Annotated in this window: 22 protein-coding genes and 1 pseudogene; 11 read left to right on the top strand and 12 right to left on the bottom strand. The window is 59.7% G+C overall.

Features of this window, described 5'->3' with window-relative positions; genetic code table 11:
- Window positions 1–38: 38 nt before the first annotated feature.
- On the top strand, window positions 39–671 hold the full coding sequence (locus BFP92_RS25090) for a TetR/AcrR family transcriptional regulator (protein WP_065931592.1): 633 nt from the start codon (window positions 39–41) through the stop codon (window positions 669–671).
- 266 nt (window positions 672–937) lie between these two features.
- Window positions 938–1,498 (top strand): cysteine hydrolase family protein, encoded by a 561-nt coding sequence (locus BFP92_RS25095; RefSeq protein WP_065931593.1) that lies wholly within the window; start codon window positions 938–940, stop codon window positions 1,496–1,498.
- On the opposite strand, the gene BFP92_RS25100 is transcribed toward BFP92_RS25095, so the two are convergent.
- From BFP92_RS25100 to BFP92_RS25110, 3 genes and pseudogenes are all read right to left on the bottom strand, one after another.
- A complete protein-coding gene (locus BFP92_RS25100) occupies window positions 1,495–1,944 on the bottom strand; it encodes an NUDIX hydrolase (RefSeq protein ID WP_065931594.1) in 450 nt (149 codons plus the stop codon). The two genes, BFP92_RS25095 and BFP92_RS25100, sit on opposite strands and share 4 nt — an antisense overlap.
- The gene (locus tag BFP92_RS25105) at window positions 1,937–2,368 is read right to left on the bottom strand and encodes a bleomycin resistance protein (RefSeq protein WP_065931595.1); all 432 of its coding nucleotides are present in this window, start codon (window positions 2,366–2,368) and stop codon (window positions 1,937–1,939) included. The genes BFP92_RS25100 and BFP92_RS25105 overlap by 8 nt, the downstream gene beginning before the upstream one ends.
- Window positions 2,365–2,668 (bottom strand): annotated as a pseudogene (locus BFP92_RS25110) (hypothetical protein). The gene BFP92_RS25105 and the pseudogene BFP92_RS25110 overlap by 4 nt, the downstream one beginning before the upstream one ends.
- 215 nt (window positions 2,669–2,883) lie before the next feature.
- Here BFP92_RS25110 and BFP92_RS25115 point away from each other — a divergent pair.
- Entirely contained in the window at window positions 2,884–4,824 is a 1,941-nt protein-coding gene (locus BFP92_RS25115) for a methyl-accepting chemotaxis protein (RefSeq protein ID WP_065931596.1), read from the top strand.
- A gap of 58 nt (window positions 4,825–4,882) precedes the next feature.
- Here the strand turns inward: BFP92_RS25115 and BFP92_RS25120 are convergent, their stop codons facing one another.
- Entirely contained in the window at window positions 4,883–5,644 is a 762-nt protein-coding gene (locus BFP92_RS25120) for a nucleotidyltransferase domain-containing protein (protein ID WP_065931597.1), read from the bottom strand.
- Window positions 5,641–6,120, bottom strand: coding sequence for a P-loop nucleotide/nucleoside kinase family protein (locus BFP92_RS25125; RefSeq protein WP_065931598.1), 480 nt, complete (start codon window positions 6,118–6,120; stop codon window positions 5,641–5,643). Before BFP92_RS25125 ends, BFP92_RS25120 begins: the two co-directional genes overlap by 4 nt.
- A 307-nt stretch (window positions 6,121–6,427) precedes the next feature.
- On the opposite strand from BFP92_RS25125, the gene BFP92_RS25130 reads away from it, so the two are divergent.
- Both BFP92_RS25130 and BFP92_RS25135 read left to right on the top strand, forming a co-directional pair.
- The gene (locus tag BFP92_RS25130) at window positions 6,428–6,853 is read left to right on the top strand and encodes a DUF2231 domain-containing protein (RefSeq protein WP_058420446.1); all 426 of its coding nucleotides are present in this window, start codon (window positions 6,428–6,430) and stop codon (window positions 6,851–6,853) included.
- Window positions 6,850–8,142, top strand: coding sequence for a PQQ-dependent sugar dehydrogenase (locus BFP92_RS25135; RefSeq protein WP_065931599.1), 1,293 nt, complete (start codon window positions 6,850–6,852; stop codon window positions 8,140–8,142). The genes BFP92_RS25130 and BFP92_RS25135 overlap by 4 nt, the downstream gene beginning before the upstream one ends.
- A gap of 131 nt (window positions 8,143–8,273) precedes the next feature.
- On the opposite strand, the gene BFP92_RS25140 is transcribed toward BFP92_RS25135, so the two are convergent.
- Together BFP92_RS25140 and BFP92_RS25145 are read right to left on the bottom strand one after the other, a co-directional pair.
- Window positions 8,274–9,677: an MFS transporter gene (locus BFP92_RS25140; protein WP_065931600.1), complete on the bottom strand. Its 1,404-nt coding sequence runs from the start codon at window positions 9,675–9,677 to the stop codon at window positions 8,274–8,276.
- Window positions 9,678–9,820: 143 nt separating this feature from the next.
- Window positions 9,821–10,351 carry a GNAT family N-acetyltransferase gene (locus BFP92_RS25145; protein ID WP_065931601.1) on the bottom strand — a complete coding sequence of 177 codons (531 nt, stop codon included), beginning with the start codon at window positions 10,349–10,351 and terminating at the stop codon, window positions 9,821–9,823.
- A gap of 153 nt (window positions 10,352–10,504) precedes the next feature.
- On the opposite strand from BFP92_RS25145, the gene proP reads away from it, so the two are divergent.
- Entirely contained in the window at window positions 10,505–12,007 is a 1,503-nt protein-coding gene (gene proP / locus BFP92_RS25150; protein ID WP_065931602.1) for a glycine betaine/L-proline transporter ProP, read from the top strand.
- Window positions 12,008–12,059: 52 nt separating this feature from the next.
- Window positions 12,060–12,566 (top strand): GAF domain-containing protein, encoded by a 507-nt coding sequence (locus tag BFP92_RS25155; protein WP_065931603.1) that lies wholly within the window; start codon window positions 12,060–12,062, stop codon window positions 12,564–12,566.
- Between the two features lie 36 nt (window positions 12,567–12,602).
- Here BFP92_RS25155 and BFP92_RS25160 read toward each other — a convergent pair whose 3' ends face one another.
- From BFP92_RS25160 to BFP92_RS25170, 3 genes are read right to left on the bottom strand one after another with little or no spacing between them, the layout of a single operon-like run.
- Window positions 12,603–13,346 carry a hypothetical protein gene (locus tag BFP92_RS25160; protein WP_065931604.1) on the bottom strand — a complete coding sequence of 248 codons (744 nt, stop codon included), beginning with the start codon at window positions 13,344–13,346 and terminating at the stop codon, window positions 12,603–12,605.
- A 7-nt stretch (window positions 13,347–13,353) separates the two neighbouring features.
- Complete coding sequence (locus BFP92_RS25165) at window positions 13,354–14,346, bottom strand: ComEC/Rec2 family competence protein (protein WP_163005518.1); 993 nt, start codon at window positions 14,344–14,346, stop codon at window positions 13,354–13,356.
- Between the two features lie 42 nt (window positions 14,347–14,388).
- Window positions 14,389–15,210, bottom strand: coding sequence for an AraC family transcriptional regulator (locus BFP92_RS25170; RefSeq protein ID WP_065931628.1), 822 nt, complete (start codon window positions 15,208–15,210; stop codon window positions 14,389–14,391).
- A 97-nt stretch (window positions 15,211–15,307) separates the two neighbouring features.
- Between BFP92_RS25170 and BFP92_RS25175 the strand changes: the two genes are divergently transcribed.
- Together BFP92_RS25175 and BFP92_RS25180 are read left to right on the top strand one after the other, a co-directional pair.
- Entirely contained in the window at window positions 15,308–16,519 is a 1,212-nt protein-coding gene (locus BFP92_RS25175; RefSeq protein ID WP_017138958.1) for an MFS transporter, read from the top strand.
- 161 nt (window positions 16,520–16,680) lie between these two features.
- The gene (locus BFP92_RS25180) at window positions 16,681–17,430 is read left to right on the top strand and encodes a M12 family metallopeptidase (protein ID WP_065931606.1); all 750 of its coding nucleotides are present in this window, start codon (window positions 16,681–16,683) and stop codon (window positions 17,428–17,430) included.
- Window positions 17,431–17,580: 150 nt separating this feature from the next.
- On the opposite strand, the gene iolG is transcribed toward BFP92_RS25180, so the two are convergent.
- Entirely contained in the window at window positions 17,581–18,585 is a 1,005-nt protein-coding gene (gene iolG / locus BFP92_RS25185) for an inositol 2-dehydrogenase (protein WP_065931607.1), read from the bottom strand.
- A 33-nt stretch (window positions 18,586–18,618) separates the two neighbouring features.
- Window positions 18,619–19,644: a LacI family DNA-binding transcriptional regulator gene (locus BFP92_RS25190; protein ID WP_065931608.1), complete on the bottom strand. Its 1,026-nt coding sequence runs from the start codon at window positions 19,642–19,644 to the stop codon at window positions 18,619–18,621.
- 123 nt (window positions 19,645–19,767) lie between these two features.
- On the opposite strand from BFP92_RS25190, the gene BFP92_RS25195 reads away from it, so the two are divergent.
- Together BFP92_RS25195 and BFP92_RS25200 are read left to right on the top strand one after the other, a co-directional pair.
- Window positions 19,768–20,613 (top strand): SDR family oxidoreductase, encoded by an 846-nt coding sequence (locus BFP92_RS25195; RefSeq protein ID WP_065931609.1) that lies wholly within the window; start codon window positions 19,768–19,770, stop codon window positions 20,611–20,613.
- Window positions 20,613–21,737, top strand: a complete 1,125-nt coding sequence (locus BFP92_RS25200) for a phytanoyl-CoA dioxygenase family protein (protein WP_065931610.1) — start codon at window positions 20,613–20,615, stop codon at window positions 21,735–21,737. Before BFP92_RS25195 ends, BFP92_RS25200 begins: the two co-directional genes overlap by 1 nt.
- Window positions 21,738–21,758: the final 21 nt, after the last annotated feature.

Consider the following 21,758-nt stretch of genomic DNA (forward strand, 5'->3'; position numbering starts at 1 on the left):
CTTCGCTATTCGCGTTCGCCCAGCGCTCGGAGCCCACAATGACCACCCGCCAGACGACCCGTATTGCCTCGCGCAAACAGCCACAACAGGCACGTTCCACCGAGCTGGTGGCGGCGATTCTCGAAGCCGCTATTCAGGTTTTGGCCAAGGAAGGCGCCACGCGTTTCACCACCGCGCGGGTCGCGGAAAAAGCCGGCGTGAGTGTCGGCTCGGTGTATCAATATTTCCCCAACAAGGCCTCGATCCTGTTTCGATTGCAGAGCGATGAGTGGCAGCAGACCACCCAACTGCTGCGCGACATCCTCGAAAAAACCGCCGTAGCGCCGCTGACCCGCCTGCGCACCCTGGTGCATGCATTTATCAAGTCCGAATGCGAAGAGGCGCTGATGCGCGGTGCGCTGCACGACGCGGCGCCGCTGTACCGCGATGCGCCGCAGGCGGTGCAAGTGCGCGCAGCCGGCCGGCAGGCCTTCGAGACCTTCATGCTCGAGTTGCTGCCCGAGGTGCCCGACGCAACCCGCGCACTGGCGTGCGACCTGATCCGCAGCACGCTGGGTTGCGTGGGCAAGGACTTTTCCTCCAGCCCGCGCACCGCCGCCGAGATCGAGGTGTATGCCGATGGCATGGCCGCCATGTTCAGCGCTTATGTGAATGCACTCAATCGGCCCTGATTGTTTAACAAAGCCGTAGCGCAAGGTTCACACGGCGATTGAAGGCACCAGCGCTCGAGGGGAGTATAGGCGACTGTGGGAGCTGGCTTGCCTGCGATGGCGGTGGGTCAGTCACCGATGCATGCACGGATAGACCGCTCTCGCAGGCAAGCCAGCTCCCACTTTGGATCGATGCGCATCGTGCAAATGAGCTTCGAACAACAGCCCTGTTTAAGCACGCCCAATCGCTGCTATGTTTCGCCTCTGACCCAGCCAAAGGATGTGCCATGAAACCGTTAGCCACAAACGCCGCATTGGTGATCATCGACATGCAGCAAGGCATGCACGACCCCACGCTGGGGCGCCGCAATAACCCCGACGCCGAGGTGCAGATACGGCACCTGCTGGGTGCCTGGCGGCAGTCCAAGCGCCCCGTGGTGCATGTAAGGCATATGTCCCGCAGCCAGGGCTCGGTGTTTTGGCCAGGCCAACCGGGCTGTGAGTTCCAGCCGGCACTGGCGCCGCTCAAGCATGAGCATGTGGTGGAAAAAAACGTCCCGGATGCGTTCGCCGCCTCCGGCCTGGAGCGCTGGCTGCATGGGCGTGGGATCCGGCAAGTGGTGATCGTTGGGGTGATCACCAACAACTCTGTCGAGTCTACGGCGCGCTCCGGCGGCAACCTGGGTTTTGACGTCACTGTGGCGGCGGATGCCTGCTACACCTTTGATCAAACCGATTTGTCGGGCCGCCTCTGGCCTGCCGAGGATGTGCATGCGCTGTCTCTGAGCAACCTGGCGATGGATTACGCCAGGGTTATCGACACTGCCGATATCCTGAGCATGCTTTAAAAAACGCCTGCCTGCACGAGCATGTCGACAAGCCCTTCCGGCCATACCGTGTCTGCCGTCGATCGCAGCTCCTCAATCGACCACCAATGATGATCCGCCATGACCTGGGCTTCCTGCGCCGTCCATTCGTCTCGCGAAAGGCGCTCGTTTTTCGCCGGAACAACAAAGTACTGTTCAATGGCCAACACGGTTTCGCCACTGGGCAGCATCAGCTCAAATCGGCGGTCTGCTACCGGCGCTTGCACGTCACTGACCACAATGCCGGTCTCTTCGCGCAGCTCACGGATCGCCGCCGTGTGGAAGCTCTCCCCGGCTTCGACGCCGCCGCCGGGTGTCGCCCAGTAATTCCTGCCGGCCAGCGCACCTTTGTTGTGGACGAACCGAAACAGCAGCACTTTTCGCGCAGGGCTGATCACCAGCAGCCGCGCGGCTTGACGTTCACGCATGGGCAGCAGCCCTTTCGCCCAGACGCTCCACCAGCCTGACCAGATAACCATCCGGGTCCTGTACCAGAAACTCACGCTGCCCGACCTCGACTTCGCCCGCCCGGTACCACACGTCTTTGCTGGCCTTGAACACCGGGTGTGCCGCCCTCTCCAGCCGTTGAATGACCGGATGCACCGCCACGACATCAATCTGCAGGTTCATGCCGCGCCCAAACGGGCGTTCCAACGCCGCCGTGAGCCATTGATTGGCGCGTGGGTCGACTTGCTCAAGCATCACTTGAGCGCCGTCCAGGTCAAGATACGCGAAGCCGTCTTCCAGGCGCTGATAAGCCACCGTGCACCCCAAACAACCGACCCAGAACTCAAGGCTGCGGTTCAGGTCGGTCACCATCAATTCCGGGACCAGATTATTTCTTTGCATCATCCAGCTTCCATGGCGGATTTGAGTAACTGCGCGATCGTGTTGCGCAACTCACCGTGTTGATCTTCAGCCTAAGGTGGCGCGGTTTTCCAGTCGTAAAACCACACCGGCATCTTGCGTTTGTCCTCCGGCTCCGAGGCGTAACGCGGGAAAATATGGCAATGCAGCTCCGGTTCCGAGTTGCCCAGAATCTCGTAGTTCATGCACATCGCCCATCACCGCCCAGCCTGAGGCCATGCGGCAAATAACCTTATCGTTGGCGCCGTTGCAGGCGAGCGCTACACGTTCCGTGATCAGTGGCATGCCTCGTCCCTAATGAGAAATATCGAAGGCATCTTAACGGTGAAAACACCACGGGGCTCAACACTTTCAACCTGGCGAGCCGCCATACTTGGAGAGGTTAACTTTTCAGGACAAAAACATTTTTTGTTGTACACAAAATAAAGCTAAAGCTTTATAACCCTCAGGCCGAAACAGTCAGTGATATCAAATCGCCTCTTCGCCCGATGGTCGTCTCGATGAAAATAAAAAACAAGCTCGTGCTCGCGTTCGTCTCTGTCGCCTTTATTCCGGTCAGCCTGGTTGCGGTCATCTCCGTCATGAACACGCGGACTCAAGCGGTCGATCAGTTTATTGATGGCAGCACCCGCGAAATACGTCAGATCGATGGCAATATCCGGCAATTCTTCGACGGCACCTTGCAGAACGTCGATCAAATGTCCGCTGATCCTGTATACACTTCCGTGAACACTCTAAAGGATTATCAACCTGCAAACGCCGCGAGCCAACCAATGCCCGCCCTGGCGCAGCAGGTAATCGACCAGTTTGCCCGTTTCGGCGCCACCCACCCTTCCGCTGCCATTCTGTCCATCGGCCTTGAAGACGGCACCTACGCCAAATGGCCCGATGACCCCCAACTGGCCAAGTACGACCCGCGCACCCGCCCCTGGTACAAGGCCGCCATGGCCAGCCCCAACAAGACCGTGCGCACGCCGGCTTACTACTATGACAAGGATGATGTGGCGCTGGTGGGCACCGCACGTGCGCTGCTCGACAGCAGCGGCAAGGCCAAGGGCGTGTTCGTGGTCAGCGTGTCGCTGAAGAACCTCACCGAATTGCTCAAGAGCATCAAGCTGGGAGAAAGCGGCTACGTGATGTTGATCGAGGACGGCGTGGTGCTGGTCGACCCGCGCAACGCCGCACACAACTTCAAGCCGCTCAAGGACCTCGGCGCGCCGTATGCGCACCTGGCCGAGACGCCCCAGGGCTCAACCGAGGTGGTCATCGACGGTGTGCGCTACATGGCCAACGTGTGGACCTCGCCGGGCCTGGGCTGGCGGTATGTGGGGCTGATCGAATACAACGAAGTCATGGCGGCGGCGACGCGCATGACCTACCTGACCACGGCAATCGTGGCCGTGCTGGTGCTGATCTTCGGACTGATCGCCGCGGCGTTTTCCAAGGTGATCGTCAAACCGATCGGCCAGGTCAGCACCGGCTTGCAGTCCATCGCCCAGGGTGAAGGCGATTTGCGTCATGAGCTGCAAGTACAGGGCAAGGATGAAACCGCCGAGCTGGCGGGCTGGTTCAATAAATTCCTCGCCGCGATCCGTCAGCTGATCCAGCATATTGGCGCGGCCTCCACCAATCTTCAGGACGCGTCACGGGTCAACAGTGAAGTGGCGCACAACATGAACGAAGCCGCCGGGCGCCAGCGTGAGGCAGTGGAATTGGTGTCTACCGCGTTCAACGAAATGGTCGCCACCGCCAACGAGGTGGCGCGCTCGTGCAGTGGCGCGGCGGAGTCGGCCGAGAACGGCCATCGCCGTGTGGCCGAAGGTAAACAGCAGATCGAAGTCACCACCGATAACGTCAACCGCCTGGGCCGCCGCCTGACCGAGTCTTCCCAGGCCATGGTCGAGCTGGAAGCCGGCAGCCGCAGCATCAACCAGATCCTCGGCACCATTCGCGCCATCGCCGAACAGACCAACCTGCTGGCCCTCAACGCCGCCATCGAAGCCGCCCGCGCCGGCGATCAGGGCCGTGGTTTTGCCGTGGTGGCCGACGAAGTGCGCGCACTGGCCAAGCGCACCTCCGACTCCACCGGCGAGATCGAGCAACTGCTCGGCACCCTCGGCAGCAAGACCGAAGAAGTCACCCAGAAGATGAGCAGTTGCCTGGACCTGTCCCGCGCCAGCGTGTCGTCCATCGAAAACGCGCGGGACAGTTTCGAGGGCATCCAGTTGTCGGTGAACGAGATCCGCGACCAGAACCTGCAGATTTCCGCCGCCGCCGAGGAACAACACAGCGTGGCCGAAGAGATCAACCGGCATATCCAGCAGATCTATGACGAGGCAAGGTTGGTGGAGAGCCTGGCCAATGCTGCGCAGGATGATTCGGGGCGGTTATCGAGCCTGTCGCAGGAGCTGAATGGTTTGGTGGGGCGCTTTAAATCCTGATGTGCGCAGCGTAGGTAAAGTGAGCCTGAGTGCCACATTACCTGCCTATGCCTGCCGTCTATACCTGCTGTGAAACCATCCACGCGATAAAGGTTTGCAGTCGCACGCTGAAGGGCTCGCCCTCGGCGCTTGGGTTGCGCGCCTCGAACAGGAAATACGCGATCTGGATGCGCATCGCGGGGTGGTGCTGTACGAACAAGGCAACGTGCTCTTCGAGGGTGTACGGCCAGGGCGCGTCGGGGGCGCGCAATATGTTGGTCACTCGAATCAGTTTGCGCGCCGCTTCGCGTTGCAGCCGCAGGCGCTCGGTTGAAGTATTGGCCTGATGGATGAGGTTGAGATAGCCGCTCAGCACGGATTCAAAATCACCATTCAACGCCAGGGCGATTTCGCGCGAAGGCTGGAAGCGTTCAAAGCGCAGCGAAAGATCCTCGCCCCACACACAACGGCAATGATGCTTGAGCCAGAAACCCCATTTATTTGCGTTTTCAGGCGCCAGCACTTCGGCGCGGTGGCCGACATCGAAGTCGATCTTGGTGACCTCCGGGTGGCGTTGCTCCAGGCTCTGGCGCAGCGCTTGCAGGTGGGCCAATACCGATGCATCCGGCGGTTCGAGCAGAATCAGGCTAAGGTCCAGGTCCGATTCGCCGGGCCTTGCTTCGCCCCTGGCGACACTGCCATACACATAAATGCCGTCCAGCCCAGACTGGGAGAGGCTGGCGCAGACATCCGCCAGCAGCGACTCAAACTCAGGCTGGAAGGCGGCATTGTCGAGCGTCAGCACACAGCCCTGGGCATCCACACCGGTCACCGTACTCATGGGTGATGCACCTCGATCACCAGGCCTTCGGCTTCACTCGGTACCCAGAAATGGCGGGTGATCAGGTCAAACTCGGCGTCGGTGGCGGCGAAATCATGCTCGCCCTGGGCATTGCGCGCCTGTAAACGGCTGCGGCAGGTGGCGTCATCCAGCTCCACATAGTGCAGGCAGTGCGGCGCTTGCGCCGCCTGGGCCAAACTCAGCAGCCACTCGCGATTAGCCAGCGTATTGGCCGGGAAGTCCAACACCACGCTGATGCCCGCTTGCAGCACGTTGATCACCAACGGCCCCAGCACACCCCGAATACGCTGGGCGCAGCTCACATAATCGGCAATCGAGCGGACTTCGCCGGGGTAAAGTGTGGCGAGCCAATGGTCTTCGCTCAACAGGATGGCGGCGTGTTCAGCGGCCAAAGTGTTGGCCAGGGTGGATTTGCCGGAGGCGATCTTGCCGCACAGCAGGTGCAGGGTTGGCATGGACAGGGTTCCTTTTGTCAGGCCCTGAAGCATGCCAGATTTCAGGCCTCTGCATGCCGCAAACCAAAGAGCCGTTCGTTTCTATACACGCCTTGGCGGCACTGAAGAACCCGGCAGCCGTCGCACGCTGGTGCGCGGTGGCGTGACGCTGGAAGAGGTGCGCTATGTGTGGACCTCTTAAGCCCCGGGCAAACCCTCAAATAATATTTCGACACGAATTACGCTGAACTATCCGCCAGGCTCCAGGCTCCTTCCCTATGCGCTGCCCCGCCCCGGGGCGTTGGATAAAACAAGGAGCCGCGACCCCATGACCACCCTTCCCGCCTACCCACTCGTCAGGCCTGGCCCGCTGCATTCGACCCTGTTGGCCGGCACCGTGCCGTTGTTTCTGGGCGCGTTGCTCAGTGACATCGCCTACGGCCAGACCTATCAGATCCAATGGGCCAACTTCGCCTCCTGGCTGATCGCCGGAGCCTTGGTGTTTTGTGGCTTTGCATTGTTGTTCGCGCTGGTCAACCTGGTGCGCGCCGAGCATAAAGGCGGACGCCCCGCCGCGTACTTCCTGCTGTTGCTGATCACCTGGGTACTCGGGCTGGTCAACGCATTTCAGCATGCCAAGGACGCCTACGCCATGATGCCTGTGGGCCTGGTGCTGTCGGTGATCGTGACGGTTCTGGCGATCGTTGCCACGTGGATCGGCCTGACCAACCTGCGCTCGGGAGCTGCCAAATGAACCCACTCCATACGCTGACCTTACTGAGCGCAGCCCTGCTGCTAAGCGCCTGTGGCGACGCCGGCGACAAGACCCAGGCACGCGGCCCCGACCCTAAACTGCCCGCGCAACAGAGCAGCCTGCTGCCGAGCATGAAGATTGCCGAACCGACACCCTGGGGCGAGCAAAAACCCACAGTGCCGCAAGGCTACAGCGTCACCGCTATCGCCACCGATCTGGCCATCCCACGACAAACCCTGGTGCTGCCCAACGGCGATATCCTCGTCGCCGAAGGCCGTGGCGGCAGTGCGGCCAAGCTCAAGCCCAAGGACGTGATCGCCAGCGTGATCAAGGCCCAGGGCAACACCAAGGTCAAGAGCGGTAACCGCATCACGTTGCTGCGCGATGCCGACGGTGACGGCAACTACGAACTCAAAACCGTGTTTGCCGACAACCTCAACGCGCCCTACGGCCTGGCTTTCGCCGACGGCAAGCTGTACGTGGCCAACCAGGATGCCCTGGTGCGCTTCGACTATGCCGACGGCCAAACCAAAGCCAGCGGCCCGCCTGCCAAAATCACCGACCTGCCGGCACAGATCAACCATCACTGGACCAAATCCCTGGCCGTCAGCGAAGACGGGCGCCAGCTCTATGTGGGCATCGGCTCCAACAGCAACATCACCGAGCGCGGCATGGAAGTGGAAATCGACCGCGCCATGGTCTGGCAGATCGACGCGGCCACCGGCGCACACAAGCCCTACGCCACCGGCCTGCGCAACCCGACCGCACTGACCATTCAGCCGGGCTCGGGGCAGTTGTGGACGGTGGTCAACGAACGCGATGAACTCGGCCCCGACCTGGTGCCGGACTACCTCACCTCGGTGCGCGAAGGCGCCTTTTACGGCTGGCCCTACAGCTACTGGGGCCAGAACGTCGACCCGCGCGCGCAACCGCAGAACCCGATGAAAGTCGCAGCCGCGATCAAGCCGGATTACAGCCTGGGCTCCCACGTTGCCGCGCTCGGCGTGGATTTTTCGATCCCGGCCATGGGTGAACAATTTGCCGACGGCGTGTTTGTCGGCGAACACGGCAGCTGGAACCGCGACAACCCGGTGGGCTACAAGGTGATCTTTGTGCCGTTCAGCAACGGCAAGCCGGCGGGCGAACCGATTGATTTCGCCACCGGCTTTCGCGGCGATGACGGCAAGACCCGTGGCCGCCCGGTGGGCGTGACGGTGGACCCCAAAGGTGCGCTGATCATTGCCGATGACCTGGCCAACACCGTTTGGCGGGTGACGCGCAATCAGTAACCCGCTACAGCAAATGTGGGAGCGGGCTTGCCCGCGAAGGCGTTGTGACAGTCACCCGATGGATTGACTGATTCACCGCATTCGCGAGCAAGCCCGCTCCCACACAGGAACTAACGATTACCCGTGGTCACTCACAAATCCGTGATTTCCTTATGGCGCGGCACCAGCGCTTTCATCACGCTCCACGCCACCAGGTACGCCAGGGCACAGATCGCAAACATGATCATGTAGCCGGTGTGAATGTCGTTGATGGACTTGTAGTAGTCGAACACCCAGCCACCGATCTTGGTCATCACCACACCGCCCAGGCCACCCGCCATCCCGCCGATGCCGACCACCGACGCCACGGTTTTTTGCGGGAACATATCCGACACGGTAGTGAAAATGTTGCACGACCACGCCTGGTGCGCCGAGGCGCCCACGCCGATCAGCAACACCGGCACCCAGAACCCGAGGTAACCGAACGGTTGCGCCAGCAACACCACCAGTGGGAACAGCGCGATCACCAGCATGGCTTTCATGCGGCCGTCATACGGGGCATCACCCCGCGCCATAAAGTAGCTGGGGAACCAGCCGCCGCCGATACTGCCGACCATGGTCATGCTGTACAGCACGGCCAACGGCATCACGATGTCCGCGCCTTTCATGTTGTATTGCGCCGACAGGTAAGTGGGCAGCCAGAACAGAAAGAACCACCACACGCCGTCCGTCATGAACTTGCCGAAGGCGAATGCCCAGGTCTGGCGATAGGTCAGCAGCTTGAACCACGAGACTTTTTTCGGCGTCGCTCCTACAGGCTCAGGCGCGAAAGGCTGTACGGTCTGGTCACTGCGGATGTAGGCCAGTTCTTCGGCGGACAAACGCTTTTGCTGCTCCGGTTTCTCATAGAGCATCGACCACACCGCTACCCACACAAACCCGAGCATGCCGATCACGATAAACGCGGCTTCCCAGCCCCACATGCCGGCAATCAGCGGCACACAGATCGGCGCCAGGATCGCCCCCACGTTGGCGCCGGAGTTGAAGATGCCGGTGGCCAGGGAGCGTTCTTTCTTTGGGAAATATTCGGCAGTGGCCTTGATCGCAATCGGGAAGTTACCCGCCTCGCCAATCGCCAGCACCGCGCGGGAGAGCATAAAGCCGGCAATCGATACCGGAATCACCGCCAGGCCGATGGCGGCGCTGAGCGAGGCAATCCCCGCGCCCATCGGCACCGAGAACGCATGCATGATCGCGCCGGTGGACCAGATGGCGATGGCCACCACATAGGCAGCCTTGGTGCCGATCTTGTCGACAAACCGCCCGGCAAACAGCATGGAAATCGCATAAACGAACTGGAACACCGCCGCGATGTTGGCGTAGTCGGTGTTGCTCCAGCCAAATTGGGTCGACAGTTGCGGCGCCAAGAGGCTGAGCACCTGGCGGTCGAGGTAATTGACGGTGGTGGCAAAGAACAACATCGCGCAGATGGTCCAGCGATAGTTGCCGACGGCCTGGCCGACGCGGTGGGCGTTGATGGGCTCATTCAAATTCATGGCATCACTTTTTATTTTTGTTAGATAGGACATATGTAACGTCATATGTCGTCGTACAACTGCGACTTTTATAGCCGGGCGCCTTGGCGGTGTCAATCTGAAAGATTGGCGTTTACTCAGGTATTACAAGGGCGTGCAAACAATCAGCGCAAAGCAGTTGTAGGACGACGAATGCTAAACACCCGGCTAGGCGCCTTGCCCGGTACATCGTCGAGCAGGCCGTAGGGCTGCATGCCGAGCTTTTCCAATACACGGATCGAAGCCGCGTGATCAGGCCGCACCAGGCCGAAAACCTCCGGTAGATTCAGTGTCTGGAAGGCCAGCGCCAGCGCATCCCGACCCAGCTCGGTGGCGTAGCCCTGCCCCCACGCCTCCACCGCGAAGCGATAACCCAGGTTGATGCGCCGCTCGGTCAGGTAATTAAGCGGCGCGATGCCGCCAAAACCGATGAGGTGTGCGGGCTGTTCCTTGCGGGCAATCGCCCACCAGCCATAACCCTGGGTGGCCCATTGTTCCAGCCAGTGGTTGAGCACGCGCCGGGCGTGCTCCAGGTTGGCCATCGGCCCGGCAGGGTTGAACAGGTTTGTCCGCGGGTCACCGAAGATTGCGAATAATCGCTGCACATCGTTGGCTTCTGGCTTGCGATAGATCAGCCGTGAAGAGGTGTCAGGCATGTGCACAATTCCTTCTTGAAGCCATAAAGTTCAACCCATCAGCAAAAAAACGCAAATAGCGGTGAATTATTTGGTGTCGGCTTGTATCTGAAGTGACAGAGCGGTGCCATCGCAACGATGGCACCTCCCCTGTTCAGTTTTAGAGTGACCCGCATGAAATTACGTAAGAAAAGCGTCAAACCCATTGGTTTGAAAGACATCACCATCGTCGACGATACCAAGGTGCGCAAGGCGATCACCGCCGCCGCACTGGGTAATGCCATGGAGTGGTTCGACTTTGGTGTGTACGGGTTCGTCGCCTACGTGCTCGGCAAGGTGTTCTTCCCCGACGCTTCGCCCAGCGTACAAATGATCGCTGCCTTGGGCACCTTCTCCGTACCCTTCCTGATTCGCCCGCTGGGCGGCCTGTTCTTCGGTGCCCTGGGCGACAAGTACGGGCGGCAGAAAGTATTGGCCGCCACCATCGTGATCATGTCCCTGAGCACCTTCGCCATCGGCCTGATCCCCGGCTACGCCTCGATAGGCATCTGGGCGCCGATCCTGCTGCTGTTGTGCAAAATGGCCCAGGGCTTCTCGGTGGGCGGTGAATACACCGGCGCGTCGATCTTTGTCGCCGAATACGCGCCGGACCGTAAACGCGGGTTCCTCGGCAGCTGGCTGGACTTCGGCTCCATCGCCGGCTTCGTGCTCGGTGCCGGCGTCGTGGTGCTGATCTCGACAATCCTCGGTGAAGCCGACTTCGAGGCCTGGGGCTGGCGCCTGCCGTTCTTCCTGGCCCTGCCGCTCGGCATCATCGGCCTCTACCTGCGTCACGCGCTGGAAGAAACCCCGGCCTTCCAGCAGCACATGGACAAGCTCGAACAAGGCGACCGCCAAGGCCTGACCCACGGCCCCAAAGTCTCCTTCAAGGAAGTCGCCACCCAGCACTGGCGCAGCCTGCTGACCTGCATCGGTATCGTCGCGGCCACCAACGTGACGTACTACATGCTGCTCACCTATATGCCCAGCTACCTGTCGCATAACCTGCATTACAAAGAAAACAGCGGTGTGCTGATCATCATCGCGATCATGGTCGGCATGCTGTTTGTGCAGCCGTTCATTGGTTTTGTGAGTGACAAGATTGGCCGCAAGCCCTTCATCATCGCCGGCAGCGTGGGCCTCCTGTTCCTGTCCATTCCGGCGTTCATGCTGATCACCAGCGGCAAGATCGGCCTGATCTTCGCCGGCCTGTTGATCCTGGCGGTGGTCCTCAACTTCTTCATTGGCGTAATGGCCTCGACCCTGCCGGCGATGTTCCCCACGCACCTGCGCTACAGCGCGCTGGCCAGTGCCTTCAACGTCTCGGTATTGATCGCCGGTGTTACTCCCACCGCAGTGGCCTGGCTGGTGGAAAGCACCAACGACCTGTACATGCCCGCTTACTACCTGATGGTGTTTGCCGTGGTTGGCCTGATCACCGGCCTGACCATGAAGGAAACCGCCAACAAGCCCCTGCGCGGCGCCGCGCCTGCGGCATCGGACATGGCAGAAGCCAAGGAAATACTGCAAGAGCACCACGACAATATCGAGCAGAAGATCGAAGACATCGACACTCAGATTGCCGAACTGGAAGCCAAGCGCCAGAACCTGGTGCAGCAGCACCCACGCATCAACTGACTACTGACCCGGTGTGGCGGCCCCTGCCGCCATGCCTTTGGAGTGCCTGAACATGGTTCCAAGCGTCACCGCAGCACATTCGCTACTCAGCGCCGACGAACGCGCTGCCATCGCCGAAATAGAAGCCACCACCAGCATCCTGCAACTGGTTACCCGCCTGACCGGCATGCGCTTTGCCGGCATCGCCAAGTTCACCGACCTTGAGTGGGTCGTCTGTTCGGTGCATGACACCGCCGACATGGGCATCCACGTCGACGACGTGCTCGACCTCGAAACCACGTTGTGCAGTGAGTTCTGCATCAACCCGCAGACCCTGTTCATCCCGCAGATCAGCCACAACGGCCGCTTCGCCGCGCGCCCGGTGGTCAAGCAGTTCGCCATCGAAAGCTACGCCGGTGCGCCGATCTTCCTGCCCGATGGCCGCCTGTTCGGCGCATTGTGCGCGCTGGATTCGCGAGCGATGCTGTTTGAAGACCCCAATCTGCCGGAAACCCTGAGCCTGTTTGCGCGGCTGATCGGCTGTATTTTCTTCGCTAACTTGAGCTCGGTTGATCACTAACGCCAACTGCCGCGCGTCGTAGCCGCGCGGATAACCTTAAAGAAAACGCGCCGTCCCAGCGCTGTGAGAATCAATCAATGCGACGAGCCTTGCCGTAGCAGAACCCACCAGGTAACCGTGCGGGTCATGCCACTGGACCAATACGGAGTGAAGCTTGGTGTAAAGTTCCGGCTCGGCCACGGTGCCCGCATTGATGCACGCCAAAACAGGACCACCGCTCATGCCTTCAGGCTCGAGAAGACTTATGAGCGTCACGCCATTGCTACAAACCAAATCTTCGTTTTCAAGCTCATAGAGTCTTGCATCCGGTATCTGCGTGCTGGTTTGAATGTCCCTGACTTCCAGGCGCGTAGAAACCGGCAAAGCAGTGAGCGCACCATTGGGCCGTAAATCCGCAGGAAACCCTACGACCACGACATGATGAGCAGCGTTGGAAAAAATCCCCAAATCACGGCCAATAGGAAGTCGCGTCAAGCCGGCCATGGCCTGTTCCAACTCTTCATCCAACTCAAAAAAACCAATGTCGTCTTGTTCGCTATAATAAAATTTTCGGTGAGCCAGCGAATAACGCTGTCCTCTGATTTCAATAGACGCGCACGACTTTGCATCCTCTTTGAAGTTATGGAGCGCGGACACAAAATAGCTTTTACCCTCAAAACTCCCCAGAAAGCCTGTACCCAGCACATCCAATGGAACGAGGGCAGAAAAATCCCTGATCGCCAAAACAGCCTGCCCGCCATGCTGGCCAATTTTGTCGAGTTCCTTCAATAGCTTATTCATTTCAGTCTCAATAGTTGAATGTCAGAATCGTACCCGCTGGGGGGTAATTAACCAGGTTGACGTAGTGTTGGAGCAACCCTTCCAAATAAGGCGTTCTTTCCGGAAAATAAAACTTTACGCCGGTATTTGCCGGAACATCGAGGATGCGGCGAAAAACTTCTTGGTGCGGATGCACTCTCCCATCAGCAAGAAATACGTAATTGGAGCAGGACCATTGGGACAGCAAGGCAGCCGTCGTATTTGCATTGCTGCCATGGTGCGACACTTTGACGAGTTCATAATGCGGCGTTGAATTCGGGTAGAGTGTATCGAGCGCGTCACTCACGACAGATGGCCAGGCATCGCCTAAAAACAACCATGAGCGCCCGTTGAATCTTACCTCAAGCGCAAGGCTCAGCAGGTTCGACTTTGATGAGTCTTCCTTGAATTCGTCGGCCGTGCCGTGCAAATCCGCGTACGCGCGAAACGGTCTACGCACGCTGATATTTCGTGGAGGGGGCAATTCGACGACCGTCCCGACACCATACTTGGATACGTGTTTTTCGATCGGCGAAAGATAGACCAATTCAATCTGGCCGTCATACACAGTTTCGATCTGCCCCGCGCACACGACGCGCGAATTATAAGTCGTCTTGGTCGCGGAAAGCTTGCGTGCCTGTCGAGGTGATATCTCAGCCAGCCCCGACAAGTTCCGAAGTTTATCCACCATCATCGATGAATTGAAAATCAGATCATTGATAACCAACGCACGCCCCTCAGACAGCAAGTACAGAAAACCGCCAATATGATCATCATCGTGATGCGTAACGATTGCCAGATCAATAATGCCATTGGGTACCAACGCCAGAAGAGCGTTGTACGTTTTCTCGACCTTAGCATCAGGGCGACTGGGCCCTGCATCAATCAGCATGTTAAAACTTGCATCGTTGAACTGCAGCAAGATGCAATCACCCGCCCCAACAGGCAGGAAAGAAATTTTTAAATTACGGGAACTGTCCAACTGCCTCACTACTCCATCCGGCCCCATCTAGGGGTATGCCTGTTATCTGAAAAACTGACTCGGCGTCTTGCCAAACTGCTTCTTGAACATGCTGGTGAAGGCGCTCGGGCTCTCGTAACCCAATTCGATGGCGACATCGATAATCTTCTGCCCCACCGCAATGCGCTCCAGCGCCAGCAGCAACCGCGCTTGCTGGCGCCATTGGCCGAAGGTCAAGCCGGTTTCCTTGCGAAACAGACGCTGGATGGTCTTCTGGTCCAGCTCAAGCCGCCCACTCCAATCCTCCACCGTCGAGGCATCCCCAGGGTCCTGCTGCAGCGCCAGGCAAATCCGGTTGATACGCGGGTCGCCCGGTTGTGGCAGCGACAGCGGCAACGCCGGCAGAATCGCCAGTTCATCAAGGATCAGGTGCATGATCCGCGCATCGCGTGAATCCTCGGCATACGGCGGCTTCAAACTCACCGACGCCTTGATCAGCTCACTCAGCAACGGCGAAACGCTCACCGCCTTGGTCTCGGTCGGCAGGTTCGGGAACGCATCGGGGCGCACAAACACACTGCGCATTTTCAACGGGCCCACACAGCGCAACGAGTGGACCTGCCCGCACGGCATCCAGAAGCCACGATTGGACGGTACCGTCCACTGGTTGTGCGCCGAGTGCACCACCATCACGCCCTCGATGGCGTAAAGTAACTGGTGCTTTTCGTGGCTATGCTCGGGGATCACCCAGTTTTCGGGGTAATCGGTGGCGGAACTGATCACAGCCCAGTCGCCTGCGTCGATTTCCTGCAAAAATTCATTCAGTGGTTTGATCATTTCGCCCTTTTTGCGACAGTTGCCTCCCGAATTTCGTGAGACAGGCATTGGCACCGAATTTAGCATAACCGCTGAAACAATTAGAAATGGCTGGCGGGCTCAAGTACTCGCCACCTCAGTTTGCTGCCCTGTATGGAATGCCTGCATGACGACCGTTACCGCGTCACCCGCCGCTGCAACCACTACGCCCCAAGTGAGCCCCTTGGTCATGCGCGTCCTCGGCGCCTGCGCCCTGGCCCACCTGATCAATGACCTGATCCAGGCCGTGCTGCCTTCGATCTACCCGATGCTCAAGGCCAACTACGGGCTGAGCTTCACCCAGGTGGGCCTGATCACCCTGACCTTCCAACTGACTGCCTCGCTGCTGCAACCCTGGATCGGCTACCACACCGACCGCCATCCCAAGCCCTGGCTGCTGCCGGCCGGCATGGTGTGCACCTTGATCGGTATCCTGATGCTGGCGTTTGTCGGCACCTTTCCGGCGATTTTGCTGGCGGCGGCCCTGGTGGGCGTCGGCTCGTCGACCTTCCACCCGGAAACCTCGCGCGTCGCGCGCCTGGCTTCCGGCGGGCGTTACGGCCTGGCGCAATCGACCTTCCAGGTCGGTGGCAACACCGGCAGCGCCTTCGGCCCGTTGCTGGCGGCGGCAATCATCATTCCTTATGGCCAAAGCCATATCGCCTGGTTCGGGCTGTTCGCCGTGTTTGCGATTCTGGTGCTCTATGGCCTGAGCCGCTGGTACCGCAACCACCTCAACCTGTTCAAGCTCAAGCAAGGCGGCAAGGCCACCCACGGCCTGTCCAAAGGCCGCGTGACCTTTGCCCTGGTGGTGCTGGCGCTGCTGGTGTTCTCCAAATACTTCTACATGACCAGCCTGACCAGCTACTTCACCTTCTACCTGATCGAGAAGTTCCAACTGTCGGTGGCCAGTTCGCAGATGTACCTGTTCCTGTTCCTTGGGGCGGTGGCCGTGGGCACCTTCGCCGGTGGCCCGATCGGCGACAAGATCGGGCGCAAGAAAGTCATTTGGTTCTCGATCCTCGGCGCTGCGCCCTTCACCCTGGCCCTGCCCTACGTCGACCTGTTCTGGACCGCCGTACTCAGCGTGGTCATCGGCTTTATCATCGCCTCGGCCTTCTCGGCCATCGTGGTCTTCGCCCAGGAACTGGTACCGGGCAATGTGGGGATGATCGCCGGGATCTTCTTTGGCCTGATGTTCGGCTTCAGCGGGATTGGCGCCGCATTGCTGGGTTTGCTCGCTGACAACCATGGCATTGAGTACGTCTACAAGATCTGCTCGTTCCTGCCACTGGCGGGCATCCTCACCATATTGCTGCCCTCGACCAAAGGCGTTTAAAACGTATCTATTAGCCGCCTTGGGCCTACAAAGCCCAGGCGGCTTTTTACATAAAAATACAGAACCGTCCTACCTGCAATTGGAACTCAATCATCGCTAAAGCCACTGACTTAACGCAACTGGGCAGTGCCTGTTTTCTTTTAGTCTGATGAGGATAACGAATGATTATTTCCCCACCTGCGATACATCACTCCCTGTACTCGATTAATTCGGATAGTCCACCGACGAACAACGAAGTGGCTGACGCGCCGATTGCCATCAGAACTAAACGCGGGATCGCTGACAAATATCGTCTATGGCCACAAAACTCGACCATTACCATTGCCTTCATGGACACTTCTCCCGCCCATAGAGCGATCATACAAAAACACATTGAGAAAAATTACGCACCCCTGATTAATTTGAAGCTCAAGTTCGTAGAGGGTACCCAAGGCGATATTCGCATATCGACCAGCGCAGATATAGCGGGTGACTGGTCCATCGTTGGGACGGGGGCGTTAACCGAGCCCGCCAATGAGCCGACGATGCATTTGGACCCTCATAAAGCCGAAGACATATTTAAAATGAATATTCTTCATGAGTTTGGTCACGCGTTGGGATTGCGTCACGAACATCAACATCCGGACAGAACACTGGACTTCAACCTGCCCAGGTTATACGAACTTTATAAGAAAAAGTTTAAGTTAGATACAATAGACGTTCATGAGCAAATCCTTGAAAAGCTGAAGCCTGCGGACATCATAGCCTCCGATTACGATCCGAAGTCCATCATGCATTACAACCTGAGCAGGCTGATACTCTGGAAGCAGAAGACAACGGGCTACAACTTCACGCTTTCTAACGACGATAAAGCCCTTCTACAATCCATTTATCCACGCCCCAAACCTGGGTCTGTGCGGCGACCACGCTGAGGTTTAAGGCGCGCCGATTGACTGGCTGACACATGCATCGAAACATACAGCAGCCTCACTTCCGAGGTACCGACTTTCTCGCGTAAAATTCAAGCATTGCGGGCGTCGCGGCACTCGCCAGACGCGTTGTCTCGACGCCCGCTCGTACCACTAAAGGTCGTAATTGACCGCCACACTTCTACCGGTTTTCACCGACACCAACGCGCAATCCGCCAGATGCAACGCATACAAGCCATCACGCACACTGGTCGGTAACGCGCGGCCAGCGCTCAGTGCATCAATGAACTGCGCCAGCTCATTACGATAAGCATCGGCATAACGTTCGAGAAAAAAGTGCTGCAACGGCTCCAGCGCTTCGGTGTGGTCGGCACTCCAATGGCGCAACGTACTGGGACGGTGGTTGTCGGTGAGCAGCACGCCCGTGGCGCCGGACACTTCTACACGCTGGTCATAGCCATACACCGCCTGACGGCAGCAGTTGATGTGGCATTGCTTGCCGGAGGCGGTGCGCAGCAGCACCATGACACTGTCGTAGTCGTCGATGTCTGCCAGGCTCGGGTCCACCAGGCGGCTGGCGAAGGCACTGACCTCCACCGGTTCCTCGCCGAGCAGGTGGCGGGCGGTGTCGAAGTCATGGATGGTCATGTCGCGCAGGATGCCACCGGAGTGTTCCAGGTAGTCACGCGGCGCCAGGCCGGGGTCGCGGCTGGTGATGATCACCTGGCGCACGGCGCCGATCTGGCCGGCGTCCAGCGCCTGGCGCAGGCGCAGCATGTCGGGGTCAAAACGCCGGTTGAAACCGAGCATCACCTTGCCGCCCAGGCGTTCGACGGCCTGGGCGGCGCTGCGGGCCTTGGCGATATCCAGGTCGATCGGCTTTTCGCACAGCACCGCCTTGCCTGCGGCCACCGCCGCCAGCAACAGGTCGATATGGGTGTCGGTGGGCGTGCCGATCACCACGGCATCTATGTCTTGGCGGGCAAGCACGGCGGCGCAGTCATAGGCCGCTTCGCAACCTAATTGCGTGCTGAGCGCGTCGACACCTTCGCGCCAGGGGTCGGCCACCAGCACCAGCGTGGCGTTGGGGTGAGCGGCGACGTTGGCGGCGTGGATTTTGGCGATGCGCCCGGCACCTAAAACGGCAATACGTAGCATGGTCGAACTCCTGGCGTTGTTATTGAGGGAGCTTCAGTCCGGCAGGTTGAACGGTGTAACGATCTGCACCTGTGACGGCGCAATCGGCCCGGCTTTCCATAGCCGGTGGTGTTGCAGGATGTGCAAAAACACGCTGCGGGCATCGATTTGCAGGTTGTGGTCGATGATCGCGGCGACTTTTTCTTCCAGCAGCAGCTGGCGGTTTTCTTCGTCCAGGTCATGGCCGATAAACACCTCCAGCGGGCGCTCGAGGGCGGCGAAGGCGTCGACAATCGCGCGGTTACCGCCGCCGACGCTGTACACCGCCTTGAGGTCGGGGTGTTGCTTGAGGGCCTGGGTGACGCGCTCAAAGGTGCGGTCGTACACGCCGTAGCCGCCGCTGATATCCAGCACCCGCAGGTGCGCGGCACGCCCACGCAGCCAGGCGCGAAAGCCCATCTCGCGTTCTTCTTCACCACGGAACAGTTCGCTGCCGATCACCACCGCCACATCCTGAGGTTGCGCCGGCAGCCAGCGCGACATCAGGTAGGCCGCGGTCTGGCCGGCAGTGCGGTTGTCCATGCCCACATAGCCAATGCGCTCGCTTTGCGGCAGGTCAGTGACCAGGGTCACCACCGGAATGCCCGCCGCGATCAACTGCTTGACGGCCTGATTCACCGCCGGCTCATCCGCCGCCTTGAGCACCACGCCCTGGCTGCCGGTTTCAAGGCAACGCAGCAACTGATCGTGCATGGCCTGGGGTTCGATTTCTTCAAACAGGTGAAAACGCGGCGCGATGCGAAACGGCGCCAGGCTGCCCAATTGCGCGGTGATTGCCGCTTGCACCGCCGCGCTGAAGCGCTGGGGCGTGTGCATGATCACATCGACGTGAAAGGTGCGCCCCACCGCCAGGCCGTTTTTTTCCTGGGCCTCCAACTCATCCAGCGCCTGCTCGATGCGCCGAGAGGTCTGCGCATGCACGCTGCCACGCTGGTGCAACACGCGGTCGACCGTGGCTTTGCTCACGCCGGCCTGGGTGGCGAGTTGCTTGATGGAGAAGTGTTTTGCGCGTTCGAGCATGCGGTTCGCCTGAGGTGTTTTTGAGGTCTTTTTTGGGCGTTACTGAGGTTTTGCAATGCTAGTCTCAGTTTTGCCCGGCGTCGAGCCAGGCCGACAAAACAACAAAAATTTCAGGAGAACCCCATGCCTCACACCGATCTCGCCAGCGCATTCAACGGCCAATATTTTGTCGTCACCGGCAGCACCCAGGGTTTGGGCGCTGCCGTGGCGCATACCCTGGCGCAGCGTGGCGCTGCCGGACTGATCATCTGCGGGCGCCGCCGCGCCGAGGGCGAAGAACAGGTCCGGCAACTGGCACTGCTCGATTGCCAGGCATTTTTTGTCGAGGCCGACCTGGAAAACGTCGAGGATTGCCGTGCGATCATCGACGCGGCCCGCACCCACTTCGGCACCTTGCACGGGCTGGTGAACTGCGCCGGCATGTCGGATCGCGGCACCATTCTCGACACCTCGCCCGAGCTGTTTGATCGGCTGTTTGCGGTGAACGTGCGGGCGCCGTTTTTTCTGATGCAGGCAGCACTCAAGCTGATGATCAGCACCGGCGTGGAAGGCGCGGTGGTGAATATCCAGAGTGTCACCGGGCATGGCGGGCAATCGTTTTTAAGCGCCTATGCGGCGTCCAAGGGCGCGCTGGGGATATTGACCAAGAACGTGGCGTTCAGCGCATTGCGTAATCGCATCCGCGTGAATGGCCTGAATATCGGCTGGATGGACACGCCTCACGAGGATCAGATCCAGCGCCAATACCACGGCGCGCAGGACGGCTGGCTGGCCGAGGCCGAACGCGCGCAGCCGTTCGGACGGCTGCTCAAGCCCGAAGAGGTGGCGCAAAGCGTGGCGTTTTTGCTCTCGCGTGAAGCCGGGATGATGACCGGCTCGGTGATCGACCTGGAGCAAGGCGTGGTCGGCTGCACCGACAGCGGCAGCCCGCAACCGCACCAGGCGCTGAGCCTGCCGGGAGGTGTGTGATGTCGGCGTTCGTGACCGGCGCGGCGGTGCGCCTGGCGGATTTCAGCCGCATCTGCACCCAACGGACCAGCGCCGAGGATTACCCGCTGTGTGCCGAAGTGGTGAGCAATGTGCCGATCTATCAGGCCGGCACTTTACGCAACAGCGAACGCCTGCGCGTCATGGATGAGCTGCACCGCCTGTTCCGCGACGGGCCTGGGGTGATGGTGGTGCGCCAGGCCTATGAAGACCTGGAAGTGGTCGACCGCCATAGCCAGGTGTTCGAGGCGATCTTTGCCCAGGAGGCTGCGCAAGGCGTGGCCGCCGACCATTTTGCCCAGGCCGGCAGCAACGGGCGCATCTGGAATTCACTGCAAAAAGCCGCGCTGCAGTCGCCGGAATCGTTTGCCGAGTATTACGCCAACCCGCTGCTCGGTTTGATCGCCGAAGCGTGGCTGGGGCCGAGCTTTCAGATGACCGCGCAAGTGAACGTGGTCCACCCTGGCGGGCAGGCGCAACAGCCGCACCGTGACTATCACCTGGGCTTTCAGACCACTGAGGTGGTTGAACGCTTTCCGCTGCCGCTGCATCTGTTGTCGCAATACCTGACGCTGCAAGGCGCGGTGGCCCATTCGGATATGCCGCTGGAAAGCGGGCCGACCCAACTGCTGCCCTTCTCCCAGCAATACCCGCTGGGTTACCTGGCCTGGCGCCGCGCGGAGTTTATCGATTACTTCCAGCAGCACGCCGTGCAATTGCCACTGAACAAGGGCGACCTGCTGTTCTTCAACCCGGCGCTGTTCCACGCAGCGGGCACCAACCGCACCACCCACCACCGTCGCATGGCCAACCTGCTGCAAATCTCCTCGGCGTTCGGCAAGCCCATGGAAGCCCTCGACCGTGACCGCATGATGCTGGCGGTGTACCCGGTGCTGCTGGCCAACCCTGCGTTGAATGCCGAAGCGGTGATCGCCTGTACGGCCGACGGTTATGCCTTCCCCACCAACCTCGACACCGACCCGCCCTTGCACGGGCTGGCCCCACAAACCGGGCAACAACTCATGCAACAAGCCCTCAACGAACGTTGGCCCTATGCGGACTTCGCCGCTGCCGTGGCGCAGCTGCGGGCCAAGCGCCAGGCGTGAATCCCACTGCTTTTACAACAA

The sequence above is a fragment of the Pseudomonas sp. 58 R 3 genome (assembly GCF_900006605.1).
GTDB lineage: Bacteria > Pseudomonadota > Gammaproteobacteria > Pseudomonadales > Pseudomonadaceae > Aquipseudomonas > Aquipseudomonas salomonii.

What these genes read in the sequence shown, in the direction of transcription:
- proP (WP_065931602.1), top strand. Translation starts at nt 10,505, where the DNA reads ATGAAATTACGTAAGAAAAGCGTCAAACCCATTGGTTTGAAAGACATC.
- BFP92_RS25125 (WP_065931598.1), bottom strand. Translation starts at nt 6,120, where the DNA reads ATGCCAACCCTGCACCTGCTGTGCGGCAAGATCGCCTCCGGCAAATCC.
- BFP92_RS25195 (WP_065931609.1), top strand. Translation starts at nt 19,768, where the DNA reads ATGCCTCACACCGATCTCGCCAGCGCATTCAACGGCCAATATTTTGTC.
- BFP92_RS25200 (WP_065931610.1), top strand. Translation starts at nt 20,613, where the DNA reads ATGTCGGCGTTCGTGACCGGCGCGGCGGTGCGCCTGGCGGATTTCAGC.
- BFP92_RS25095 (WP_065931593.1), top strand. Translation starts at nt 938, where the DNA reads ATGAAACCGTTAGCCACAAACGCCGCATTGGTGATCATCGACATGCAG.
- BFP92_RS25130 (WP_058420446.1), top strand. Translation starts at nt 6,428, where the DNA reads ATGACCACCCTTCCCGCCTACCCACTCGTCAGGCCTGGCCCGCTGCAT.
- BFP92_RS25180 (WP_065931606.1), top strand. Translation starts at nt 16,681, where the DNA reads ATGATTATTTCCCCACCTGCGATACATCACTCCCTGTACTCGATTAAT.
- BFP92_RS25140 (WP_065931600.1), bottom strand. Translation starts at nt 9,677, where the DNA reads ATGAATTTGAATGAGCCCATCAACGCCCACCGCGTCGGCCAGGCCGTC.
- iolG (WP_065931607.1), bottom strand. Translation starts at nt 18,585, where the DNA reads ATGCTACGTATTGCCGTTTTAGGTGCCGGGCGCATCGCCAAAATCCAC.
- BFP92_RS25105 (WP_065931595.1), bottom strand. Translation starts at nt 2,368, where the DNA reads ATGATGCAAAGAAATAATCTGGTCCCGGAATTGATGGTGACCGACCTG.
- BFP92_RS25120 (WP_065931597.1), bottom strand. Translation starts at nt 5,644, where the DNA reads ATGAGTACGGTGACCGGTGTGGATGCCCAGGGCTGTGTGCTGACGCTC.
- BFP92_RS25090 (WP_065931592.1), top strand. Translation starts at nt 39, where the DNA reads ATGACCACCCGCCAGACGACCCGTATTGCCTCGCGCAAACAGCCACAA.
- BFP92_RS25155 (WP_065931603.1), top strand. Translation starts at nt 12,060, where the DNA reads ATGGTTCCAAGCGTCACCGCAGCACATTCGCTACTCAGCGCCGACGAA.
- BFP92_RS25190 (WP_065931608.1), bottom strand. Translation starts at nt 19,644, where the DNA reads ATGCTCGAACGCGCAAAACACTTCTCCATCAAGCAACTCGCCACCCAG.
- BFP92_RS25100 (WP_065931594.1), bottom strand. Translation starts at nt 1,944, where the DNA reads ATGCGTGAACGTCAAGCCGCGCGGCTGCTGGTGATCAGCCCTGCGCGA.
- BFP92_RS25135 (WP_065931599.1), top strand. Translation starts at nt 6,850, where the DNA reads ATGAACCCACTCCATACGCTGACCTTACTGAGCGCAGCCCTGCTGCTA.
- BFP92_RS25145 (WP_065931601.1), bottom strand. Translation starts at nt 10,351, where the DNA reads ATGCCTGACACCTCTTCACGGCTGATCTATCGCAAGCCAGAAGCCAAC.
- BFP92_RS25115 (WP_065931596.1), top strand. Translation starts at nt 2,884, where the DNA reads ATGAAAATAAAAAACAAGCTCGTGCTCGCGTTCGTCTCTGTCGCCTTT.
- BFP92_RS25175 (WP_017138958.1), top strand. Translation starts at nt 15,308, where the DNA reads ATGACGACCGTTACCGCGTCACCCGCCGCTGCAACCACTACGCCCCAA.
- BFP92_RS25170 (WP_065931628.1), bottom strand. Translation starts at nt 15,210, where the DNA reads ATGCCTGTCTCACGAAATTCGGGAGGCAACTGTCGCAAAAAGGGCGAA.
- BFP92_RS25160 (WP_065931604.1), bottom strand. Translation starts at nt 13,346, where the DNA reads ATGAATAAGCTATTGAAGGAACTCGACAAAATTGGCCAGCATGGCGGG.